This is a genomic window from Pseudomonas sp. 313, assembly GCF_000316965.1.
Classification (GTDB): domain Bacteria; phylum Pseudomonadota; class Gammaproteobacteria; order Pseudomonadales; family Pseudomonadaceae; genus Chryseomonas; species Chryseomonas benzopyrenica.
Map to the genome: position 1 here is coordinate 25,533 of NZ_ANBZ01000072.1, position 18,385 is coordinate 43,917.

Genomic DNA, 18,385 nt, shown 5'->3' on the forward strand with positions numbered 1-18,385 from the left:
ATCGGTACTTGTGGATGACAGGGGATTCGCGGTAGCGGCCCACGATCAGGGCGCAGGAAAACCTCAGGATGTCCTGTGGATAAGTCTGTGGGAAACGCGAGGAAAACTGCTGGGAACAGCCAGGCCTTGCGGCCTGGCGGTCAGGCGACGCAGCGCTCGACCGGGCTGGCGTCGGGCTTGGGGGCAAGGGCCTGTTCGATGAAGGCGAAGCAGCGGGCATTGAGATCGACAATGGCGCGGGGATCCTGGCCCTGGGGATAGAGCAAGGGGCCGATGCTGACCTTGATGGTTCCCGGCGACTTGATCCAGGAACGATTGGGCCAGTAGGCGCCGGCATCGTGAGCGATGGGCAGGATGGGCACGTTCAGGCTGCAGGCCAGGGCGGCGCCACCGCGGGAGAACTTGCCCATCTGACCGTAATCGATGCGGGTGCCTTGGGGAAAGATCAGTACCCAGCAGCCCTGGGCCAGGTAGCGGCCGCCCTGCTCGGTCAGCTGCTGGAGAGCCAGCTTGCCGTTGTCGCGGTCGATGGCGATGGGCTTGAGCAGCGAGAAGGCCCAGCCAAAGAAGGGAATCCTGAGCAGTTCGCGCTTGATCACCTGGGAAGTGGGTTCGAACTGGGCGGACAGGAAGAAGGTTTCCCAGGTGCTCTGGTGGTTGGCCACGATCACGCAGGGCTGCGCCGGGACGTTTTCCAACCCTTCGATTTCGTAACGAATGCCGCAGATGACCTTGGCCAGCCAGACGGCAAAGCCGGTCCAGGCCTTGACCACTAGCCGATAGCGGGCGCGATAGGCCAGGAAGGGCGCGATCAGCAGGCTGACGCAGGACCAGAGGATGCCGCTGGTCCCCAGCAGCACGTAGAACAACAGGGTACGCAAGAGCCGCATCAGCGCGTTTCCTCGAGCAGGTGATCAGCCACCGCGGCCAGGTCGGCGAAGACCCGGGTGCCGGCTGGCAAAGGCTTGGCCAGGGTGCGCTCGCCCTTGCCGGTACGCACTAGGTAGGGCGTACAGCCAAGGGCCACGCCGGCTTCCAGGTCGCGCAGGCTGTCGCCGACCACGGGGACTTCTGCAAGATCAGGGCGCCCGTAATGGGTGGCAATGGCGCGGAACAGGCCGGGTAGCGGCTTGCGGCAGTCACAGCCCGCTTCCGGGCCATGGGGGCAGTGCAGGATCAGATCGACCCGACCGCCCTCCTCCGCCAGCAGGCGTTGCAGCTTCTCGTGCATGGCCGCCAGGCCATCTTCCGTGAAATAGCCCCGCGCCAGACCTGACTGGTTGGTGGCCACGGCCACCTGCCAGCCGGCCCGGTTCAGGCGGGCGATGGCGGCGAGGCTGCCGGGCAGCGGTTGCCACTGCTCGGCGCTACGCACGTAGTCATCGGAATCGACATTGATGACGCCGTCGCGGTCCAGCACGATCAGCTTCATGCCTAGCCCAGCACCGAGATGTCGGCGATGCCGAGGAACAGGCCGCGCAGGTGGGCGAGCAGCGCATAGCGATTGGCGCGGACGCGCTCGTCCTCGGCGTTGACCAGTACCTCGTCGAAGAAGGCATCCACCGGGGCGCGCAGACTGGCCAGGCGTTCCAGGGCTTCGCGATAACGGCGGGCTTCGGCCAGGGGCGCGGCATCCCGCTCGGCCTCGGCGATGGCGGCGGCCAGGGTGCGCTCGGCGTCGGTCTCGAACAGAGCGGCATCGGCCTGGGCCGCGACCTTGCCCTCGAACTTGCCGAGCAGGTTGGAGACGCGCTTGTTAGCGGCGGCCAGGGCTTCAGCCTCCGGGAGACGACGGAAGGCCTGCACGGCCTGGACGCGCTGGTCGAAGTCCAGCGCCGAGGCCGGGCGCAGGGCGCGCACGGCCAGGTAGGCGGCGGTGTCGATGCCTTCGTCCTCGTAGCGGGCGCGCAGCCGGTCGAAGACGAAGTCCAGCACCTGCTCCTGCAGGCCCGCGGCCTTGACCCGCTCGCCGTAGCCGCCGATGGCGAAGGCGACGGCGGCCGGCAGATCCAGCTCCAGGCCTTTCTCGATGAGGATGCGCAGCACGCCCAAGGCCTGACGGCGCAGGGCGAAAGGATCCTTGCTGCCGGTGGGCAGCATGCCGATGCCGAAGATGCCGACCAGGGTGTCGAGCTTGTCGGCCAGGGCCACGGCCGCACCGGTCAGGGTCTGCGGCAGTTCGGCGCCAGCGCCACGCGGCATGTACTGCTCGTTGAGCGCCAGGGCCACGTCTTCCGCCTCGCCGCCTTTCCTAGCGTAGTAGTAGCCGGCGATACCCTGCATCTCGGGAAATTCGCCGACCATCTCGGTGGCCAGGTCGCACTTGGCGAGCACGCCGGCGCGGTGGGCGCGCTCGGCATCACCGCCGATGCGTTCGGCGATGAACGCGGCCAGGGCAGCGACGCGCTGGGCCTTGTCGTAGACCGTACCGAGCTGGGCCTGGAAGACCACGTTCTTGAGGCGCTCGTTGAAGCTTTCCAGCGGCTGCTTCTGGTCCTGCTTGAAGAAGAACTCGGCGTCGGTGAGACGGGGGCGGACAACCTTCTCGTTGCCGCTGACGATCTGCGCCGGATCCTTGCTCTCCAGGTTGGCCACGGTGATGAAGCGTGGCAGCAGCTTGCCCTGGGCGTCCAGCAGGCAGAAGTACTTCTGGTTGTCCTGCATGGTGGTGATGAGCGCTTCCTGGGGTACTTCGAGGAAGCGTTCCTCGAAGGCGCAGACCAGGGGCACCGGCCATTCCACCAGGGCGGTCACCTCGTCCAGCAGCGCGGGCGGCACCACGGCACTGCCCTGCTCCGCCGCAGCCAGTTCGGCCACGCGGGACTCGATGAGCTGGCGGCGCTCGGCGAAGTCGGCCAGCACATGGGCGGCGCGCAGGTCGGCGGCGTAGTGGGCCGGGGCGCTGATACGCACGGCATCGGGATGGTGGAAACGATGGCCGCGGGACTCACGACCGGCACGGCGGGTGAGGATCTCGCAGTCGATGACCTCGTCACCGAGCAGCATCACCAGCCACTGGGTCGGCCGGACGAACTCCTCGCGGCGGGCGGCCCAGCGCATGCGCTTGGGAATCGGCAGCTCGGCGAGGGAGGCTTCGACGATACCAGGCAGCAGGGAGGCGGCTGGCTGGCCGGGAATGCTTTGGGAAAATCTCAGCTTGGGACCGCTGCGATCGATGGCGCTGATGTCGACGCCACACTTGCGGGCGAAACCCAGGGCGGCCTGGGTCGGCTGGCCATCGGCGCCAAAGGCGGCCTGGAGCGGCGGGCCGTCCAGGTTGACGCTACGCTCGGGCTGCTGGGTCTGCAGGGCTTCGACCAGCACGGCCAGGCGGCGCGGCGCGGCATAGGCGCGGGCGCCGGCATAGCCGAGGCCGGCCTGCTTGAGGCCCTTCTCGATGCCGGCTAGAAAGCTGTCGCCGAGGGTCTTGAGCGCCTTGGGCGGCAGTTCTTCGGTACCCAGTTCGACCAGGAAATCCAGAGTGGTGCTCATCATTCGCCCTCCTTGAGCAGCGCCTGGACATCGTCGCGGCCCAGGACCTCGTCACGCAGCGCCGGGGTGGCCAGGGGGAAGCCCAGGCGGGCACGGGCCTTGAAGTAGCCCTGGGCGACGCTGCGCGCCAGGGTGCGCACGCGCAGGATGTAACGCTGGCGCTCGGTCACCGAGATGGCGCGGCGGGCGTCCAGCAGGTTGAAGGTGTGGGAGGCCTTGAGCACCATCTCGTAGGTGGGCAGCGGCAGGTCCAGGGCGATCAGGCGATTGGCCTCGGACTCGTAGAAGTCGAACAGTTCGAACAGCTTGGGCACATTGGCGTGCTCGAAGTTGTAGGTGCTCTGCTCCACTTCGTTCTGGTGGAAGACGTCGCCGTAGGTCACGGTGCCGAAGGGGCCGTCGGCCCAGATCAGGTCGTAGACCGAGTCCACGCCCTGCAGGTACATGGCCAGGCGCTCCAGGCCATAGGTGATCTCGCCGGTCACCGGATAGCACTCGATACCGCCCGCCTGCTGGAAGTAGGTGAACTGGGTGACTTCCATGCCGTTGAGCCAGACTTCCCAGCCCAGACCCCAGGCGCCCAGGGTGGGCGATTCCCAGTTGTCCTCGACGAAGCGCACGTCGTGCACCAGCGGATCCAGACCGATGGCAGCCAGGGAACCGAGGTAGAGCTCCTGGAAGTTGTCCGGATTGGGCTTGAGGACCACCTGGAACTGGTAGTAGTGCTGCAGGCGGTTGGGGTTCTCGCCATAGCGGCCGTCGGTGGGGCGGCGGCTGGGCTGCACATAGGCGGCGTTCCAGGTCTCGGGACCGATGGCGCGCAGGAAAGTGGCGGTGTGGAAGGTACCGGCGCCAACTTCCATGTCATAGGGCTGAAGTACCACGCAGCCCTGCTCGGCCCAGTATTGCTGCAAGGCCAGGATCAAGTCTTGGAAGGTGCGCACGGTGGGCTTGGACTGGCTCACGAAAGATACCCGTTCGGCTGCGACGAAAAGCCGGGGAGTATAGCTGAAAGCCGGAGGTGGCCGCATTGGCGGATTAGGGCTGCCTGGCGGTATTGGGCAGATATGACCGGCTGCGCGCTTTATCGCGGCCATGGGCCGCTCTACAGGTACGGGTGGCCTGTAGGAGCGGCCCATGGCCGCGATATAGGTAGCTGCTACTACGGTAGCAGCGCCTGCAGTCTGTTAGAAACGTGCGTTCAGCGCGTTCGCCGTGCTACCCATTCCAGAGGCCGTTATGACTCGCCTCCGCTGGCGCTCAACTGCGCTAAGGTGACATCTCCCCTCGCCGTCCGAGTCTTCGCCATGCCGCGTTGCTTCTGGTGCACCGCCGATCCGCTGTACATCGAGTATCACGACCACGAATGGGGCGTGCCCCAGCGCGATCCGGCGGTGCTCTTCGAATTTCTCTTGCTGGAAGGCTTTCAGGCCGGGCTGTCGTGGATCACCGTGCTGAAGAAGCGCGAGCGCTATCGCCAGGTGCTGCACGGCTTCGATCCCCGGCGCCTGGCGCAGCTGAGCGATGCCGAGATCGAGGCGCTGATGCAGGATCCGGGCATCATCCGCAACGGCGCCAAGCTGCGCGCCGCCCGTCAGAATGCCCAGGCCTGGCTCAGGCTCGAAGACCCGACCGGCTGGCTATGGTCCTTCGTCGGCGGTGCGCCGAAGATCAACCATTTTCGCGACCGCCATGAGGTACCGGCGATCACCCCGGAAGCCGAGGCCATGAGCAAGGCGCTCAAGAAAGCCGGTTTCACCTTTGTCGGCCCGACCATCTGCTATGCCTTCATGCAGGCCATGGGGCTGGTGATGGACCACACCCTCGATTGCGACCGCCATGCCGAGCTGGCGTCTTTGTCGGCAGAACCGCAGGAAAAGTCGAATGTATAGGCGTCAGTTAGCGCGAACCTTACGCTTTCTTAACGTTTCCGGGGCTTGTAGACGCTAAACTGTCGGCGCATTCAGACAGGAGTCCCTCTTTTGGAAAGATTCAAAGGCGCGCTGATGATCGCCTTCCTGCGCCTTTTCGCCCTGCTGCCCTGGCCATTGGTCCAGCGCCTGGGTGGATTCATCGGCTGGTGCATGTGGAAGCTGCCGACCCGCGCCAGCAAGGTTACCCGCATCAACCTCGCCCACTGTTTCCCCGAACTCGACGCCGCCGGCCTGGAGCGGCTGTCGCGCGAGTGCCTGCGCGGCATCGGCAAGACCCTGACCGAGAGCGCCTGCGCCTGGATCTGGTCGCCCCAGCGTTCCCTACGCCTGGTGCGCGAGGTGGAAGGCATGGACGTCCTGCAGGAGGCCCTGGCCTCCGGCGATGGCGTGGTGGGCATCACCAGCCATCTGGGCAACTGGGAGTTGCTCAACCACTTCTACTGCTCCCATGCCAAGCCGATCATCTTCTATCGGCCGCCCAAGCTGAAGGCGGTGGACGACCTGCTCAAGCGCCAGCGGGTCCAGCTGGGCAACCGCGTGGCGCCCTCCACTCCGGAAGGCATCATCAGCGTGATCAAGGAAGTCCGCCGCGGCGGCGCCGTGGGGATTCCGGCCGATCCCGAGCCAAGTCGCAGCGCCGGCCTCTTCGTGCCCTTCCTCGGCACCACTGCCCTGACCAGCAAGTTCGTGCCCTCGCTGCTGGCGCGCGGCAAGGCCCGCGGGGTGTTCTTCCATGCCGTGCGCCTGGCAGACGGCAGTGGTTACAAGGTGATCCTGGAAGCCGCGCCCGCAGCCATGTACGACCCGGATCCGGAGGTCTCGGTGGCCGCCATGAGCGAGGTGCTGGCCGGCTACGTACGGCGCTATCCGACCCAGTACATGTGGAGCATGAAGAGGTTCAAGAATCGCCCGGATGGCGAGGAGAAGTGGTACTGAGGTCTTTCGCCCGGGTCCTGCCCGGGCGCTGAGGGGCAGGCGGTGGTCCCATGACCTATCGCTCGGTGCTTCGCCAGGACCGTTCGGTCGGCGCGCGGCTGACAGCCGCTGGGCTTTGCCGGAAGCTGCCCGGACCTCTAGGGAACGCCCAAGCCAGGGAGTCAGGCGATGAATTCGCGCGATCAGCGCCAACATACCCGTACCCCACTCAAGTGCCGGCTGTGGATCGCCTATCCGGATGGCGAGATCGTCGGTGAGACCCGCGACCTGTCCGATGGTGGCGTCTATGTGGTGCATCCCGAGCTGACCCGGCTACCGCAGGGCACCCGCGTGGTCGGCCAGGTACTCGATCTGCCGATCGAAGCGCCCAAGGTGACCATGGAAGTCATGCGCACCGACGCCGACGGCGCGGGCCTTAGGTTCCTGCGCGATCAGGACTGAGCGCGGCGCGCCAGGCGCTTGAGAAACACCGTCATCTCCTTTTCCGCCTGCTTGTCGCCCCTGGCCTGCGCCGCCTGCAGGCCCTGGGTCCAGGCCGCCTCGGCGCTGGCCGGGTCGCCGCTCCCCTCATGGGCCTTGCCCAGCAGTTTCCAGGCCGCCGAATAGGCCGGATCGAATTCGACGCAGCGCGCCAGGTGCTCGATCGCCCGCGCGGGCTCCCCGGCATCCAGATAGCCCTTGCCCAGACCGAATCTGAGCAGGGCGTTGTCCTGGCCGCGAGCGAGCATTTTCTCCAGGGATTCGAGCATGGCGGACTCCGGTAGCAGCGGGAGGGACGGGCCGATTCACGACCCTGAACCGGCCATTCTGCCCGGACCTGCGGCTGGCTGGCGATCCGCTGGCAGAGTGCCATATGTCCGGTAGACGGGCGGATTGGTCTGGAACGGGCCTTTTGCCATCATTTTGTGACGTGTTTCACTTTAAGCTGACTGATCTATCGGCGCCTAGGACGGCCGCAGGATCTGATGAAGCTGTTTTCTTCCCTCAGTCGCAAGCTTGTGCGGGACGGTGCCCACATCGTCGACCCGCGTCAGGCAAAGAGCCCCTGGCTGCTGATCCTGACGCTGACATCGCTGCTGACATTTGCTCTGGGCTGCTGGCTGGGTGGTCGGGTTTCGCCTGCTGCAGCTCCGGCCACCCCTGTCGCTGCCACTCCGGGCAGCGACAGCACACCGGTGGCCCTGGAGCGAATGGGCGTGCTGGTCGGCCGGCTGCAATCGCTGGAGGCCGATACCCAGGCGCTGCAGCGGATGCTGGAGCAGAACAGGCAATTGCGCGACCAGGTGAGCGCGGTCGACCCCAGTCTGCTGGTCGAGCCTTCCACGCGAGGTGCCCAGGGCGGTGCCTGGCTGCCGGCGCGATCCTGTAACGCCGGCGCCGCCAGCCAGGGCTTGCCTCTGCGCATGCTGGGTGCCAGCGAACAGGTAGCGCTCTGCCTGCGTCAACAACTGGATCTGCTGCTGAACCGGGTGGCCAGTCGCAATGCCGCCCTGATGGCGATTCCCTCGCTACGCCCAGTGGAACAGGCCCGTCTGGGATCGCTGTTCGGCAATCGGGTCGATCCCTTTACCGGTCACCTGGCGTTTCATTCCGGTGTCGACTTCGCCGCGCCCACTGGCACCCAGGTACACGCCGCTGCCGGGGGGCGTGTCCAGGTCACGGGCGCCCTGGGTGGCTATGGCAATCGGGTGGAGGTCGCTCACGGCAATGGCCTGGTCACCCGCTATGCCCATCTGAGCCGCATCTTCGTCAAGGAAGGCCAGGTGGTCACCCCCGGCAACTCCTGGGTGCGGTGGGCTCCACCGGACGCTCGACCGGGCCTCATCTGCATTTCGAGGTCTTGCGTGACGGCCAATTCCTCGACCCCCAGCGCTTTCTGGCCCTGGGCCGACTGGAGCCCGAGCGCGATGGCCAGGCGCGCGACTAGTCGAGCGTCGAGTCGCGAGCTGCTGCGCGGCGAATTTCGCCTGCAGCCGGTCCCGCGACGGCGACTGGCCGGCTGGGTTGGTTTGTGCCTGCTGCTGTTGATACCGCTCGCGTTGCTGGTGGTCGGGCAGCGGATCCACCAGGGATACCAGGCGGAACTGAATCACCTGCAAGCCGAGAATCAGCACCTGCGCGATCGTCTGGCGCAGCAGACGCTGGATCTGCAACTGGGTGCGGCCACCGAGCGCCAGTTGCTCGAACGCAACGCCGCCCTGTTGGCGCAGGTCGAGCGCCTGAGCGCGGAGCTGGCCTTCTTCCGTCGCCAGAATCAGAAACCCTAGTTGGAGAGCAGCACGGATGTTCAACAGAAAGAAGGCGGTTCCTCGCCCCGCGGTGAATGGCTTTTCCAGTCTCATCGCCGACAACCTGTCGATCCGCGGTGATCTGGAGTTCAGCGATGGCCTCAAAGTCGACGGCCGGGTATGCGGCAGCATCAGTTTCAAGTCCGGCACCACCAGCCTGCTGGCGATCAGTGCCAATGGCGTGGTGGAGGGCGACGTGAGCAGCTACGACGCCCTGATCGATGGCACCATCGTCGGCGATCTGGGGGTTGAGCATCTGCTGGAGCTGCATTCCAATGCGCGGGTGCAGGGCAACATCACCTATCGCCAGCTGAGCATGGAGAACGGCGCCGTGGTGGAGGGCACCCTGCGCCGTCTCGACGAGGCCACGCCGGTGCTGGAACTGCCTCAGCCCACCACCACCGCCTTACCTTCCGCGACTAGCGAGCAATCTTGATCAGCTTGCCGTAATAGAAGCCGTCGTGGCCTTCGGGCTGCGGCAGGAGCTGGCGACCATGGGGCTGGGCGAGGCCCCAGGGCGCGGGGATATCCAGTTCGCGGGCGCCCGGGGTGCGGGCGAGAAAGGCGGCGAGGTTGTCGCTGTTCTCTTCCGGCAACACCGAGCAGGTGGCGTAGACCAGGATGCCGCCGACGTCCAGCGTCGGCCAGAGGGCGTCCAGCAATTCGCCCTGCAACTGCACCAGGGGCGCGATATCGCTGGCCTGACGGGTCAGCTTGATGTCCGGATGGCGGCGGATCACCCCGGTGGCGCTGCAGGGAGCGTCCAGCAGGATGCGCTGGAAGGGCGTGCCGTCCCACCAGTCGGTTACGGCGCGGCCGTCGGCGGCCAGGGTGCGGGCGGTGAGGCCCAGCCGTGCCAGATTCTGCTCGACGCGCTCCAGGCGACCGGCATCGGCGTCCAGCGCCACCACCTCGGCCAGCGCCGGTTCGCGTTCCAGCAGGTGGCAGGTCTTGCCACCGGGCGCGGCGCAGGCGTCCAGCACCCGTTGCCCGGGCGCCAGCTCCAGCAGTTCGGCGGCCAGCTGCGCGGCTTCGTCCTGCACGCTGAGACGCCCCGCGGCAAAGCCCGGCAGGGCGGTGACGTCCTGGGGTTGCAGCAAGCGGATGCCGTCGGCGCTGAAGGCGCAGGGCACGGCCTCGATGCCGGCGGCGGCCAGCTCGGCCAGATAGCTGTCGCGACTGCCCTGGCGGCGATTGACCCTGAGGATCAACGGCGGGTGCAGGTTGTTGGCCGTGGCGATGGCTTCCCACTGCTCCGGCCAGCGCGCCTTGAGCGTCTTCTGCAACCAGCGCGGATGGGCCAGGCGCGCGGCGGGGTCATGCTCCAGGGCCGGCAGCAGGCTGTCGTATTCACGCTGGGCACGGCGCAGCACGGCGTTGAGCAGGCCCTTGGCCGAGGACTTCTTCAGCTTATCGACGCAGCCCACCGTTTCGCCGATGGCGGCGTGGGCCGGGATGCGGGTGTGGAACAGCTGGTAGAGCCCGATCAGCAGCAGGGCTTCGAGATCGCGGTCGCCGGCCTTGAAGGGTTTCTGCATGAGCTTTTCCGCCAGCAGCGACAGGCGCGGCTGCCAGCGGGCGGTGCCGAAGGCCAGATCCTGGGCCAGGGCGCGGTCACGCGGATCGACCTTGGCCAGTTGCTCGGGCAGGCTGCTGCCCAGGGAGGCACGTCCGGCAAGGACCGCCGCCAGGGCGCGGGTAGCCGCCAGTCGCGGATTCATAGACCCAGCACCTGACCGGGGGCGAAGCGCTCGCGACGGGCGTTATAGAGATCGGCGAAGCCCAGTGGCTTGCCACCGGGCAGCTGCAGGCGGGTCAGGCGCAGGGCACCCTCGCCACAGGCGACCAGCAGGCCGGAGCGATCGGCATCCAGCACCATGCCCGCCACGCCCTGCCCTTCGGCCAGTTCCGCGGCCCAGACCTTGAGTGGCTCGCCGGCCAGGGCGGTGTGGCACAGCGGCCAGGGATCGAAGGCGCGGATACGGCGCTCCAGCTCCGCCGCCGGACGACCCCAGTCCAAGCGGGCCTCGTCCTTGTTGAGCTTGTGGGCGTAGGTGGCCAGGTTGTCGTCCTGTACCTCGCCCTGCAGACTGCCGTCGGCCAGCCCCGGCAGGGCCTGGACCACGGCGGCGGCGCCCAAGGCGGCCAGGCGATAGTGCAGGCTGCCACCGGTGTCCGTGGCGGTCAGCGGCGTGGTCACCTTGCTCAGCATGGGGCCGGTATCCAGACCGGCTTCCATGCGCATCACGGTGACCCCGGACTCGGCATCGCCGGCTTCCAAGGCGCGCTGGATGGGCGCGGCGCCGCGCCAGCGCGGCAGCAGCGAGGCATGGCTGTTGATGCAGCCCAGACGCGGGATGTCCAGCACCGCCTGGGGCAGGATCAGGCCGTAGGCCACCACCACCAGCAGATCGGGTTCCAGCGCCGCCAGGGTGGCCTGGGCGGCGGGATCGCGCAGGGTCGGCGGCTGCTGCACGGGGATGCCGTGGCTCAGCGCCAGCTGCTTGACCGGACTCATGGCCAGTTTCTGGCCCCGCCCAGCGGGGCGATCCGGCTGGGTGTAGACGGCGGCGATGGGATAACCGGCGTCGATCAGCGCCTGCAGGTGCACGGCGGCGAATTCCGGGGTTCCGGCGAAGACGAGGCGAAGGGATCTGGACATGGCGGACCTGGCGGAAAGGGCGAGCGGCGGACGCCGATGACGCCGTCCGCCAGGGCGATCAGGCCTTGTGGCGCTGCTGCTTTTCGAGCTTCTTCTTGATGCGATCGCGCTTGAGCGGCGACAGATAGTCGACGAACAGCTTGCCGTCGAGGTGATCGATCTCGTGCTGGATGCATACCGCCAAGAGGCCGTCGCATTCCAGCTCGAAGGGCTTGCCGTCGCGATCCAGGGCTTTCACCCGGACGCGCTCGGGGCGGCAGATCTTTTCGTAGAACCCGGGGATCGACAGGCAGCCTTCCTGGTACTCGCCCAGTTCCTGGGTGAGCGGCTCGGCTTCCGGGTTGATGAAGACCAGCGGTTCGCTCTTGTCTTCGCTGACGTCGATCACCACCAGGCGGCGATGGACGTTGACCTGGGTGGCGGCCAGACCGATGCCGGGCGCTTCGTACATGGTCTCGAACATGTCGTCGATGGTCTGGCGCAGAGCGTCGTCGACCACGTCGATGGGCTTGGCGACGGTGCGCAGGCGGGGATCGGGGAATTCGAGGATGTCTAGGATCGCCATGGCGTTGAGGGCACTTGTGGAATACAGTCAAGGGGCGCTGCTAAGATGCCGCAGCGTTGTTTCCACCCGCCTCGGGCTGGTCCCGAGCGGTGGATGACGTCGGTCGACGGGGATGAGCGCCTGCGCTGCCCGGTGCCGACGAAGGTGGCGATCAGGGCACGACTGGGGCGATTCCCCGACGTTTGCGTGAAGACGGTTCTTCAAAGCTAAGTGTAAAGGGATTCGACGCATGAGGAAATCTTTGTTCGCCCTGCTACTGGTCGCCGGGGGCGCCCTGCAGTCGGCGTACGCAGCGGTCACCCTGCGTCAGGATCACCCGGAGAGCTATACCGTGGTCCGTGGCGATACCCTCTGGGACATCTCCGCCAGATTCCTCAGCAAGCCCTGGGAATGGCCAGAGATCTGGCAGGCCAATCCGCAGGTCAAGAATCCCCATCTCATCTATCCCGGCGATACCCTGGTGCTGAGCTACGTCGACGGCCAGCCGCGGCTGCAGCTCAACCGCGGCGCCTCGCGTGGCACTGTCAAGCTGTCGCCCACGGTGCGCAGCACGCCCATCGCCGAAGCCATCCCGGCCATTCCGCTGGAAGCGGTCAACAGCTTCCTCTTGCAGAATCGCGCCATCGATTCGGCCGAACAGTTCCAGGCGGCACCCTATGTGGTAGCCGGCAATGCCGAGCGCGTGGTGAGCGGCGCCGGCGATCGCATCTATGTGCGCGGCAAGCTGCAGCCGGGTGTCTCGGCCTATGGCATCTACCGCCAGGGCAAGACCTATGTCGATCCCAAGACCGGCGCCTTTCTCGGCATCAATGGCGACTTCATCGGCAGCGCCGATCTGGTCACCCAGGAGGGCGACATCGCCACCCTGCGCCTGACCCGCACCACCCAGGAGGTGCGCCTGGGCGACCGGCTGTTCCCCACTGAGGAGCGGCTGGTGAATTCCACCTTCATGCCCAGTGCACCGGCCCGTGACATCAACGGCCTGATCCTCGACGTGCCGCGCGGCGTCACCCAGATCGGCCAGTTCGATGTGGTGACCCTCAACAAGGGCGCCCGGGACGGTCTGGCCGAGGGCAATGTGCTGGCGGTCAACAAGACCGGCGAGACGGTACGTGATCGCATCACCGGCGAGCTGGTGAAGATCCCCGACGAGCGCGCCGGGCTGCTGATGGTCTTTCGCACCTACGACAAGATCAGCTACGGCCTGGTTCTGACCGCCACCCGCCAGCTGGCGATCATGGACAAGGTGCGCAACCCCTAACCTCTTCCGGGTCGCCAGGACGGCGACCGGCCACCCTCAAGGATGACAGCATGGCCAGCCTCTCCCCTGCCGAGCTGGACGCTCGGCTTCGCCTGCATGCCCTGCCGGAGCTCGGTGCCGTGCGCCAGCGCCTGCTGCTGGATGCCTTTGGCAGTGCCAGCGCCGCCCTCAGTGCCCCCGCCTCGGCCTGGCGCGCCCTGCGCCTGCCGGCGGTGGCCGCGGACGCCCGCCGCAGCCCCGCGACCCGCGAACGGGTCGACCAGGCCCTGGCCTGGCTGGAGGGCCCCGAGCGCCATCTGCTCTGCCTAGGCGACAAGCGCTATCCGGCGCTGCTCGCCGAGATCGCCGATCCACCGCCGCTGCTGTTCGTCGAAGGACGGGTCGAGTTGCTCGAACGACCGCAACTGGCCCTGGTCGGCAGCCGCCAGGCCAGTGCCCAGGGACTCGACAATGCCCGGCGCTTCGCCCACAGCCTGGCCGCGGCCGGCTTCTGCATCACCAGTGGCCTGGCGCTGGGCATCGATGGCGCGGCGCACCAGGGTGCGCTGGACGCCGGCGGCGGTACGGTGGCCGTGCTGGGCACCGGCCTCCGGCAGCTCTATCCCCGCCGTCATCTGGGCCTCGCCCGGCGCCTGCTGGCCGAGGGTGGTGCGCTGGTCTCGGAATTGCCGCTGGACTGCACGCCCCAGGCCGCCAACTTTCCGCGGCGCAACCGGATCATCAGCGGCCTCAGCCTGGGTACCCTGGTGGTGGAGGCCAGCCCCTCCAGCGGTTCGCTGATCACCGCGCGGCTGGCCGCCGAGCAGGGCCGCGAGGTGTTCGCCCTGCCCGGCTCCATCCATCATCCCGGGGCGCGAGGCTGTCATCAGCTGATCCGTGAAGGGGCGCAACTGGTGGAGGGCGTGGAGCATATCCTCGAAGCCCTGCAGGGCTGGCGCAGCCTGGCCCCGGTCGCCACGGCCGCGGTGGTCGAGGATCACCCCCTGCTGCGGCAGCTGGCCGCCGGACCGCTCAACAGCGAAGAGTTGGCGCAGCTCTGCCGCCTGTCGTTGCCGGAGGTGCTGGTCCAGCTGACCGAGTTGGAGCTGGAGGGCCGGGTGGTGGCGCAGCAGGGCAGCTGGACGCGTCTCGGCTAGCGGTGGATGGCTACCATCGGCGGCGCGCTCGGGTAGACTTCAGGGATTTGGCGGAGGCAAGGCGATGCACAACAGCTGGCGAGTGCGGCAGGCGGCGCGAATCGTGCGCGAGGGGGGCGTGCTGGCCTACCCCACCGAGGCCGTCTGGGGCCTGGGCTGCGATCCCTGGGATCAGGCCGCGGTCTATCGCCTGCTGACGCTCAAGCGGCGGCCAATGGAAAAGGGCTTGATCCTGGTGGCCGACACCATCCGCCAGTTCGACTTCCTGCTCCACGATCTGCCGGAAGAGTCCCTGGCCAAGCTGGCCAGCACCTGGCCCGGCCCCAACACCTGGCTGGTGCCGCACCACAATCGCCTGCCCGGCTGGGTGACCGGCGCCCACGCCACCGTGGCGCTACGGGTCTCCGAGCATCCGCTGGTGGGCGAACTCTGCGCCCTCACCGGTCCGCTGATCTCCACCTCGGCCAATCCCGCCGGCCGCCCGGCCGCGCGCACCCGACTGCGGGTTCAGCAGTACTTCCCCGATAACCTGGATGGCATCCTCATGGGCGAACTGGGTGGGCGCAAGAATCCCAGCGTGATTCGCGATCTGGTGACCGGCAAGGTCTTCCGGCCCTAGGTCAGTCCAGCAACTGGCGCAGCAGCCGCGCCAGCGCATCGATCTGGAACGGCTTGGCCAGCGAGAGCTCGCCGTTCGGGGTCGGCCGTTCGGCGTGACCGCTGACGAACAGCACCGGCAACTCCGGCCAGCGCTCGCGCAGGCGCCCGGCCAGGTCGGCGCCGTCGAGATCTGGCAGGCCGAGATCGGTGATCAGCAGGTCACAGGGCAGGTCGCCGTCGACCAGGGTGAGCGCCGCCGAGGCACTGGCCGCGGTGCGCACGCGATAGCCCAGCTCGGTGAGCATCTCGCGCAGCAACAGCCGCACCGAGACATCGTCTTCCACCAGCAGCAGGCGTTCGCCCCGGCTCTGGGCGATGGCCGCCTGAGGTGTATCGCTCGCTGCCGGTCTCTCGGGCTGGGCACAGGGCAGCCAGAGGCTGACCCGGGTGCCGCTGCCCAGTTCGCTCTCCAGGGTCACGTGGCCACCCGACTGCTTGATGAAGCCATAGAGCATCGACAGGCCCAGACCGGTGCCCTGGCCGATGGGCTTGGTGGTGAAGAAGGGATCGAAGGCGCGATCCACCACCTCGACCGGCATGCCGCTGCCGGTGTCGGCGATGGTCAGGCGCACATAGTCACCCGGCGGCAGGTCATGCTCGGCGGCCAGGTCAGTGAGGTGATCGAGGGCGGTTTCGAGGGTCAGCTGACCCCCCTCGGGCATGGCGTCGCGGGCGTTGATCACCAGATTCAGCAGGGCGTTCTCTAGCTGGTTGGTGTCGGTGCGTGCCGGCGGCAATTGCAACGCGAGGCTGCTGCGCAGGCTGATGCGTTCGCCCAGGGTGCGCTGGAAGAGTTCTTCCAGGGACAGGATCAGGTCATTGACATCCACCGGCCGCGGGTCGAGGGTCTGCCGACGCGCGAAGGCCAGCAGGCGATGGGTCAGGGCGGCGGCGCGGGTGGCGGATTGCTCGGCGGTGTCGAGGTAGCGCTGCAGGTTGTCGTGGCGGCCCTGGTCCAGGCGCCGACGCAGCAATTCCAGGGAGCCGCTGATGCCGGTGAGCAGGTTGTTGAAGTCGTGGGCGATGCCGCCGGTGAGATGGCCGATGGCTTCCATCTTCTGTGCCTGGCGCAACGCGGCCTCGGCGTTCTGCAGAGCCAGGGCGGCGTCGTGCTCGACGGTGACGTCGCGGCCGAAGACATAGATGCGGCCATCGTGATCGGCGGTGGCCTTCCACATCATGTGGCGCCAGTGGCCGTCGCGAGTGCGCAGGCGGCCCGGCAGATCGCTGAGCACCTCGCCATGGCGCAGGGCGGCCAGGCGCGGGAACACCGGCGGATCGTCCGGGTGCTCCAGCGAGGTCGGCGGCTGGTGGCGCAATTCCTCGTCGTCCCAACCCAGGGTGCGGCCCCAGGCCGGATTGCGACTCAGCCAGCGTTGCCCCTGGATGACACCGAGCAGGTCGTCGGCCACCCGCCACATGCGGTCACGCTCGACGGTGCGCTCATGGACGCGCTGTTCCAGCAGTTCGGCCAGGCGCCGCAGGCGGTGTTCGGCCATGCGGATCTCGCTGACGTCGGTGTGCACGCCCACCCATTCGCAGACCACGCCGTTTTCCCGCACCGGCAGGGCGCGCACGCTGAAGGTGCGCCACTGACCGTCGCGGCAGCGCAGCCGGTGTTCGTCGTGGAAGTCCACCTGTTGCTGCACCGCCAGTCGCCAGCGGCGCAGGGTGCGGGGGGCATCCTCGGGATGCAGGGCAGCGGCCCAGCCGTCCTGCTGATACTGGGCATAGCTCTGCCCGGTCAGGGTGCTCCAGGCGAGTTGTTCGCCGAGCAGATGCCCCTGGGCATTGCTGGTCCAGACCACCCCCTGCACCGCTTCCACGGCGTTGCGGAAACGCTGGTTGGACAGGTGCAGCGCGGCTTCGGCCTGCTTGCGCTGGGTGAGATCCACTACCACCAGACTCACCGACAGCTCCTGGCCGATTTCCGACTGCAGCGGCGAGCCATGCAGGCTGACCCAGACCACCGAGCCATCCGGGCGCAGGAAGCGCTGGTCCAGCTTGAAGCTGTCGCCGCGCTCGCGCAGGGTGTCGAGATGGCGCTCCAGGATGGCCCGGTCCTCGGGATGGGTCTGGGCCTGCAGGGTCTGTTCCAGCACCCCGACCTCGTTGCGATCGAGCAATTCGCAGTAGCGGCGATTGGCGAGCAGGATGCGCCCGCGGGCGTCGGTCTGGCAGATGCCGACCGCCGCCTGGTTGATCAGGCTGGCCAGCCGCGCGCTGTGTTCGCGCAGGGCATTTTCCGCATCAACCCGTTGCTGAACGTCGTCGAACAGGGTGACCGAGGCGATCACCTCGCCAGTGGCCGAGCGAACGGGCGCGCTGGACACTTCCAGCAGCCGGATGCTGCCGTCGGGCCGTCGATAGCGCATCAATTCGGGCGATACCGCCTGGCCACTGCGCAGCACCCGGACCGTGGGATAGTCGTCCACCGCATAGGGCTGGCCATTGGCATGCAGGGCGCCGATGGCGCCATAGCGTTCGTCCAGCGTCTCACCGGCCGGGCGCTTGCCCAGGAGGAGGTCGACGCGGTCATTGAGCATCACCGCTTCTTCGCTGCCGGCCTCGGTGATGGAGATGCCCAGGGGCGCCTGCTGCAGCACGCTGGCCAAGAGCCCCTGTTCCAGCGACAACCGCCGTTCCAGGTGCCGGACCTGGTCCTGGGTCTGCTGCCGCACCAGCAGGGCGCCCAGCAGCAGGGCCAACTGGTCCAGCAACAGCCGGGTGTCCGCCTCGACGGCGTTGCTCAGCTGCAGATAGCCCAGGGGCTGCGCCGCAGCGCCGAACGGGAGGAGCGACTGATCCGCCGGCAGGCTGCCGGCCTCGGCCACGGACAGCAGCCGCGCCTGGGGATCGTCGGCCAGGTCACGCAGGGCCTGGGTGGCGCACAGGCGCAGAGCGGCAAGATCCGCCGTGCCGCTGAGGCGCCGCGACCATTCGCCAAGCGCCTGCAGGCGTTGTGGCAGATCCCGCTCGGCGCTGCGCCGGGCGGCGAAGCGAGCCCGGCTCGCTGGGGCCTGCCAGACGTGCAGCAGCCAACCCACGGCGACATCCGCCCGGCGCAGCGGCACCAGGTGCAGGTCGAGGCGCACCAGATGACCATCGCGATGGCGCAGGCCCTGGGTCTGGCAGCGTTCGAGGGCGGTCAGCCAGCCGTCCGCCGGGGGTTCCGGGAGCAGCAGGCCGACGATGGACTCGCCGACCTTGTCCTGCGCGCTCCAGCCCAGCAGCCGGGCGACGGCCGGGCACCACTGCCCGATGCACCCTTCGGCGGTCAGGGTGATCAGTGCCGTGTCCGTGGCGGTGTCGAGCAGGTTGGCGAGGGGGCTGGAGATGGGCATGACGAGGGCAGCGATCCGGCCGATTCTGGAAAGAGCGTCGAGACCTTGGCGGCCTGACTGTCCGAGATAGACCGGCGTTTACCCCCGTCGTGCCGCCTGGTTACGGG

At 67.7% G+C, this 18,385-nt stretch carries 17 protein-coding genes and 3 pseudogenes; 9 read left to right on the forward strand and 11 right to left on the reverse strand.

The genetic code is table 11. The annotated features are described in order from the left end of the window. Window positions 1-140: 140 nt before the first annotated feature. The 4 genes from C722_RS0116030 to glyQ are packed head-to-tail and all read right to left on the reverse strand — an operon-like array spanning window position 141 to window position 4,457. Window positions 141-890, reverse strand: a complete 750-nt coding sequence (locus C722_RS0116030; RefSeq protein ID WP_017641480.1) for a 1-acyl-sn-glycerol-3-phosphate acyltransferase — start codon at window positions 888-890, stop codon at window positions 141-143. Next, window positions 890-1,432: a D-glycero-beta-D-manno-heptose 1,7-bisphosphate 7-phosphatase gene (gene gmhB, locus C722_RS0116035; RefSeq protein ID WP_017641481.1), complete on the reverse strand. Its 543-nt coding sequence runs from the start codon at window positions 1,430-1,432 to the stop codon at window positions 890-892. Before gmhB ends, C722_RS0116030 begins: the two co-directional genes overlap by 1 nt. 2 nt (window positions 1,433-1,434) lie before the next feature. After that, entirely contained in the window at window positions 1,435-3,492 is a 2,058-nt protein-coding gene (gene glyS / locus C722_RS0116040) for a glycine--tRNA ligase subunit beta (protein ID WP_017641482.1), read from the reverse strand. Beyond that, window positions 3,492-4,457: a glycine--tRNA ligase subunit alpha gene (gene glyQ, locus C722_RS0116045; protein WP_017641483.1), complete on the reverse strand. Its 966-nt coding sequence runs from the start codon at window positions 4,455-4,457 to the stop codon at window positions 3,492-3,494. Before glyQ ends, glyS begins: the two co-directional genes overlap by 1 nt. Before the next feature lie 342 nt (window positions 4,458-4,799). On the opposite strand from glyQ, the gene C722_RS0116050 reads away from it, so the two are divergent. The 3 genes from C722_RS0116050 to C722_RS0116060 all read left to right on the forward strand — a co-directional run bounded on the left by C722_RS0116050 (window position 4,800) and on the right by C722_RS0116060 (window position 6,803). Continuing rightward, window positions 4,800-5,384, forward strand: coding sequence for a DNA-3-methyladenine glycosylase I (locus C722_RS0116050; RefSeq protein ID WP_017641484.1), 585 nt, complete (start codon window positions 4,800-4,802; stop codon window positions 5,382-5,384). Window positions 5,385-5,474: 90 nt separating this feature from the next. Further along, window positions 5,475-6,362, forward strand: a complete 888-nt coding sequence (locus tag C722_RS0116055; RefSeq protein ID WP_017641485.1) for a lysophospholipid acyltransferase — start codon at window positions 5,475-5,477, stop codon at window positions 6,360-6,362. Between the two features lie 168 nt (window positions 6,363-6,530). Beyond that, entirely contained in the window at window positions 6,531-6,803 is a 273-nt protein-coding gene (locus C722_RS0116060; protein ID WP_017641486.1) for a PilZ domain-containing protein, read from the forward strand. Here the strand turns inward: C722_RS0116060 and C722_RS0116065 are convergent. Beyond that, window positions 6,794-7,111, reverse strand: coding sequence for a tetratricopeptide repeat protein (locus tag C722_RS0116065; RefSeq protein ID WP_017641487.1), 318 nt, complete (start codon window positions 7,109-7,111; stop codon window positions 6,794-6,796). The genes C722_RS0116060 and C722_RS0116065 overlap by 10 nt on opposite strands. Window positions 7,112-7,855: 744 nt before the next feature. On the opposite strand from C722_RS0116065, the pseudogene C722_RS27105 reads away from it, so the two are divergent. The 3 genes and pseudogenes from C722_RS27105 to C722_RS0116080 all read left to right on the forward strand — a co-directional run bounded on the left by C722_RS27105 (window position 7,856) and on the right by C722_RS0116080 (window position 9,086). Next, a pseudogene (locus C722_RS27105) lies at window positions 7,856-8,289 on the forward strand (M23 family metallopeptidase). Beyond that, entirely contained in the window at window positions 8,270-8,629 is a 360-nt protein-coding gene (locus C722_RS0116075) for a hypothetical protein (RefSeq protein ID WP_026083892.1), read from the forward strand. The pseudogene C722_RS27105 and the gene C722_RS0116075 overlap by 20 nt, the downstream one beginning before the upstream one ends. 16 nt (window positions 8,630-8,645) lie before the next feature. Then, window positions 8,646-9,086, forward strand: coding sequence for a polymer-forming cytoskeletal protein (locus C722_RS0116080; RefSeq protein WP_017641488.1), 441 nt, complete (start codon window positions 8,646-8,648; stop codon window positions 9,084-9,086). Here C722_RS0116080 and rsmB read toward each other — a convergent pair. The 3 genes from rsmB to def are packed head-to-tail and all read right to left on the reverse strand — an operon-like array spanning window position 9,070 to window position 11,877. Beyond that, window positions 9,070-10,371: a 16S rRNA (cytosine(967)-C(5))-methyltransferase RsmB gene (gene rsmB, locus C722_RS0116085; RefSeq protein WP_017641489.1), complete on the reverse strand. Its 1,302-nt coding sequence runs from the start codon at window positions 10,369-10,371 to the stop codon at window positions 9,070-9,072. The genes C722_RS0116080 and rsmB overlap by 17 nt on opposite strands. After that, on the reverse strand, window positions 10,368-11,312 hold the full coding sequence (fmt, locus tag C722_RS0116090; protein ID WP_017641490.1) for a methionyl-tRNA formyltransferase: 945 nt from the start codon (window positions 11,310-11,312) through the stop codon (window positions 10,368-10,370). The genes rsmB and fmt overlap by 4 nt, the downstream gene beginning before the upstream one ends. Window positions 11,313-11,370: 58 nt before the next feature. Continuing rightward, window positions 11,371-11,877 (reverse strand): peptide deformylase, encoded by a 507-nt coding sequence (gene def, locus C722_RS0116095; protein ID WP_017641491.1) that lies wholly within the window; start codon window positions 11,875-11,877, stop codon window positions 11,371-11,373. Between the two features lie 229 nt (window positions 11,878-12,106). Between def and C722_RS0116100 the strand changes: the two genes are divergently transcribed. From C722_RS0116100 to C722_RS0116110, 3 genes are all read left to right on the forward strand, one after another. Beyond that, entirely contained in the window at window positions 12,107-13,138 is a 1,032-nt protein-coding gene (locus C722_RS0116100; protein ID WP_026083893.1) for a LysM peptidoglycan-binding domain-containing protein, read from the forward strand. A gap of 50 nt (window positions 13,139-13,188) precedes the next feature. Beyond that, complete coding sequence (gene dprA, locus C722_RS0116105; protein WP_017641493.1) at window positions 13,189-14,274, forward strand: DNA-processing protein DprA; 1,086 nt, start codon at window positions 13,189-13,191, stop codon at window positions 14,272-14,274. Between the two features lie 64 nt (window positions 14,275-14,338). Next, entirely contained in the window at window positions 14,339-14,893 is a 555-nt protein-coding gene (locus C722_RS0116110) for an L-threonylcarbamoyladenylate synthase (protein ID WP_017641494.1), read from the forward strand. Window position 14,894: 1 nt separating this feature from the next. Here C722_RS0116110 and C722_RS27110 read toward each other — a convergent pair whose 3' ends face one another. The 3 genes and pseudogenes from C722_RS27110 to C722_RS0116115 all read right to left on the reverse strand — a co-directional run. Further along, entirely contained in the window at window positions 14,895-15,353 is a 459-nt protein-coding gene (locus tag C722_RS27110) for a response regulator (protein ID WP_371099799.1), read from the reverse strand. Beyond that, a pseudogene (locus C722_RS27115) lies at window positions 15,354-15,596 on the reverse strand (ATP-binding protein); the annotation flags it as partial. 198 nt (window positions 15,597-15,794) lie between these two features. Next, window positions 15,795-18,278, reverse strand: a pseudogene (locus C722_RS0116115) (PAS domain S-box protein); the annotation flags it as partial. Window positions 18,279-18,385: the final 107 nt, after the last annotated feature.

Coding starts and splice junctions, on each gene's coding strand:
- C722_RS0116030 (WP_017641480.1), bottom strand. CDS start 890: ATGCGGCTCTTGCGTACCCTGTTGTTCTACGTGCTGCTGGGGACCAGC.
- gmhB (WP_017641481.1), bottom strand. CDS start 1,432: ATGAAGCTGATCGTGCTGGACCGCGACGGCGTCATCAATGTCGATTCC.
- glyS (WP_017641482.1), bottom strand. CDS start 3,492: ATGAGCACCACTCTGGATTTCCTGGTCGAACTGGGTACCGAAGAACTG.
- C722_RS0116050 (WP_017641484.1), top strand. CDS start 4,800: ATGCCGCGTTGCTTCTGGTGCACCGCCGATCCGCTGTACATCGAGTAT.
- C722_RS0116060 (WP_017641486.1), top strand. CDS start 6,531: ATGAATTCGCGCGATCAGCGCCAACATACCCGTACCCCACTCAAGTGC.
- C722_RS0116065 (WP_017641487.1), bottom strand. CDS start 7,111: ATGCTCGAATCCCTGGAGAAAATGCTCGCTCGCGGCCAGGACAACGCC.
- C722_RS0116075 (WP_026083892.1), top strand. CDS start 8,270: ATGGCCAGGCGCGCGACTAGTCGAGCGTCGAGTCGCGAGCTGCTGCGC.
- C722_RS0116080 (WP_017641488.1), top strand. CDS start 8,646: ATGTTCAACAGAAAGAAGGCGGTTCCTCGCCCCGCGGTGAATGGCTTT.
- rsmB (WP_017641489.1), bottom strand. CDS start 10,371: ATGAATCCGCGACTGGCGGCTACCCGCGCCCTGGCGGCGGTCCTTGCC.
- fmt (WP_017641490.1), bottom strand. CDS start 11,312: ATGTCCAGATCCCTTCGCCTCGTCTTCGCCGGAACCCCGGAATTCGCC.
- def (WP_017641491.1), bottom strand. CDS start 11,877: ATGGCGATCCTAGACATCCTCGAATTCCCCGATCCCCGCCTGCGCACC.
- C722_RS0116100 (WP_026083893.1), top strand. CDS start 12,107: ATGAGGAAATCTTTGTTCGCCCTGCTACTGGTCGCCGGGGGCGCCCTG.
- dprA (WP_017641493.1), top strand. CDS start 13,189: ATGGCCAGCCTCTCCCCTGCCGAGCTGGACGCTCGGCTTCGCCTGCAT.
- C722_RS0116110 (WP_017641494.1), top strand. CDS start 14,339: ATGCACAACAGCTGGCGAGTGCGGCAGGCGGCGCGAATCGTGCGCGAG.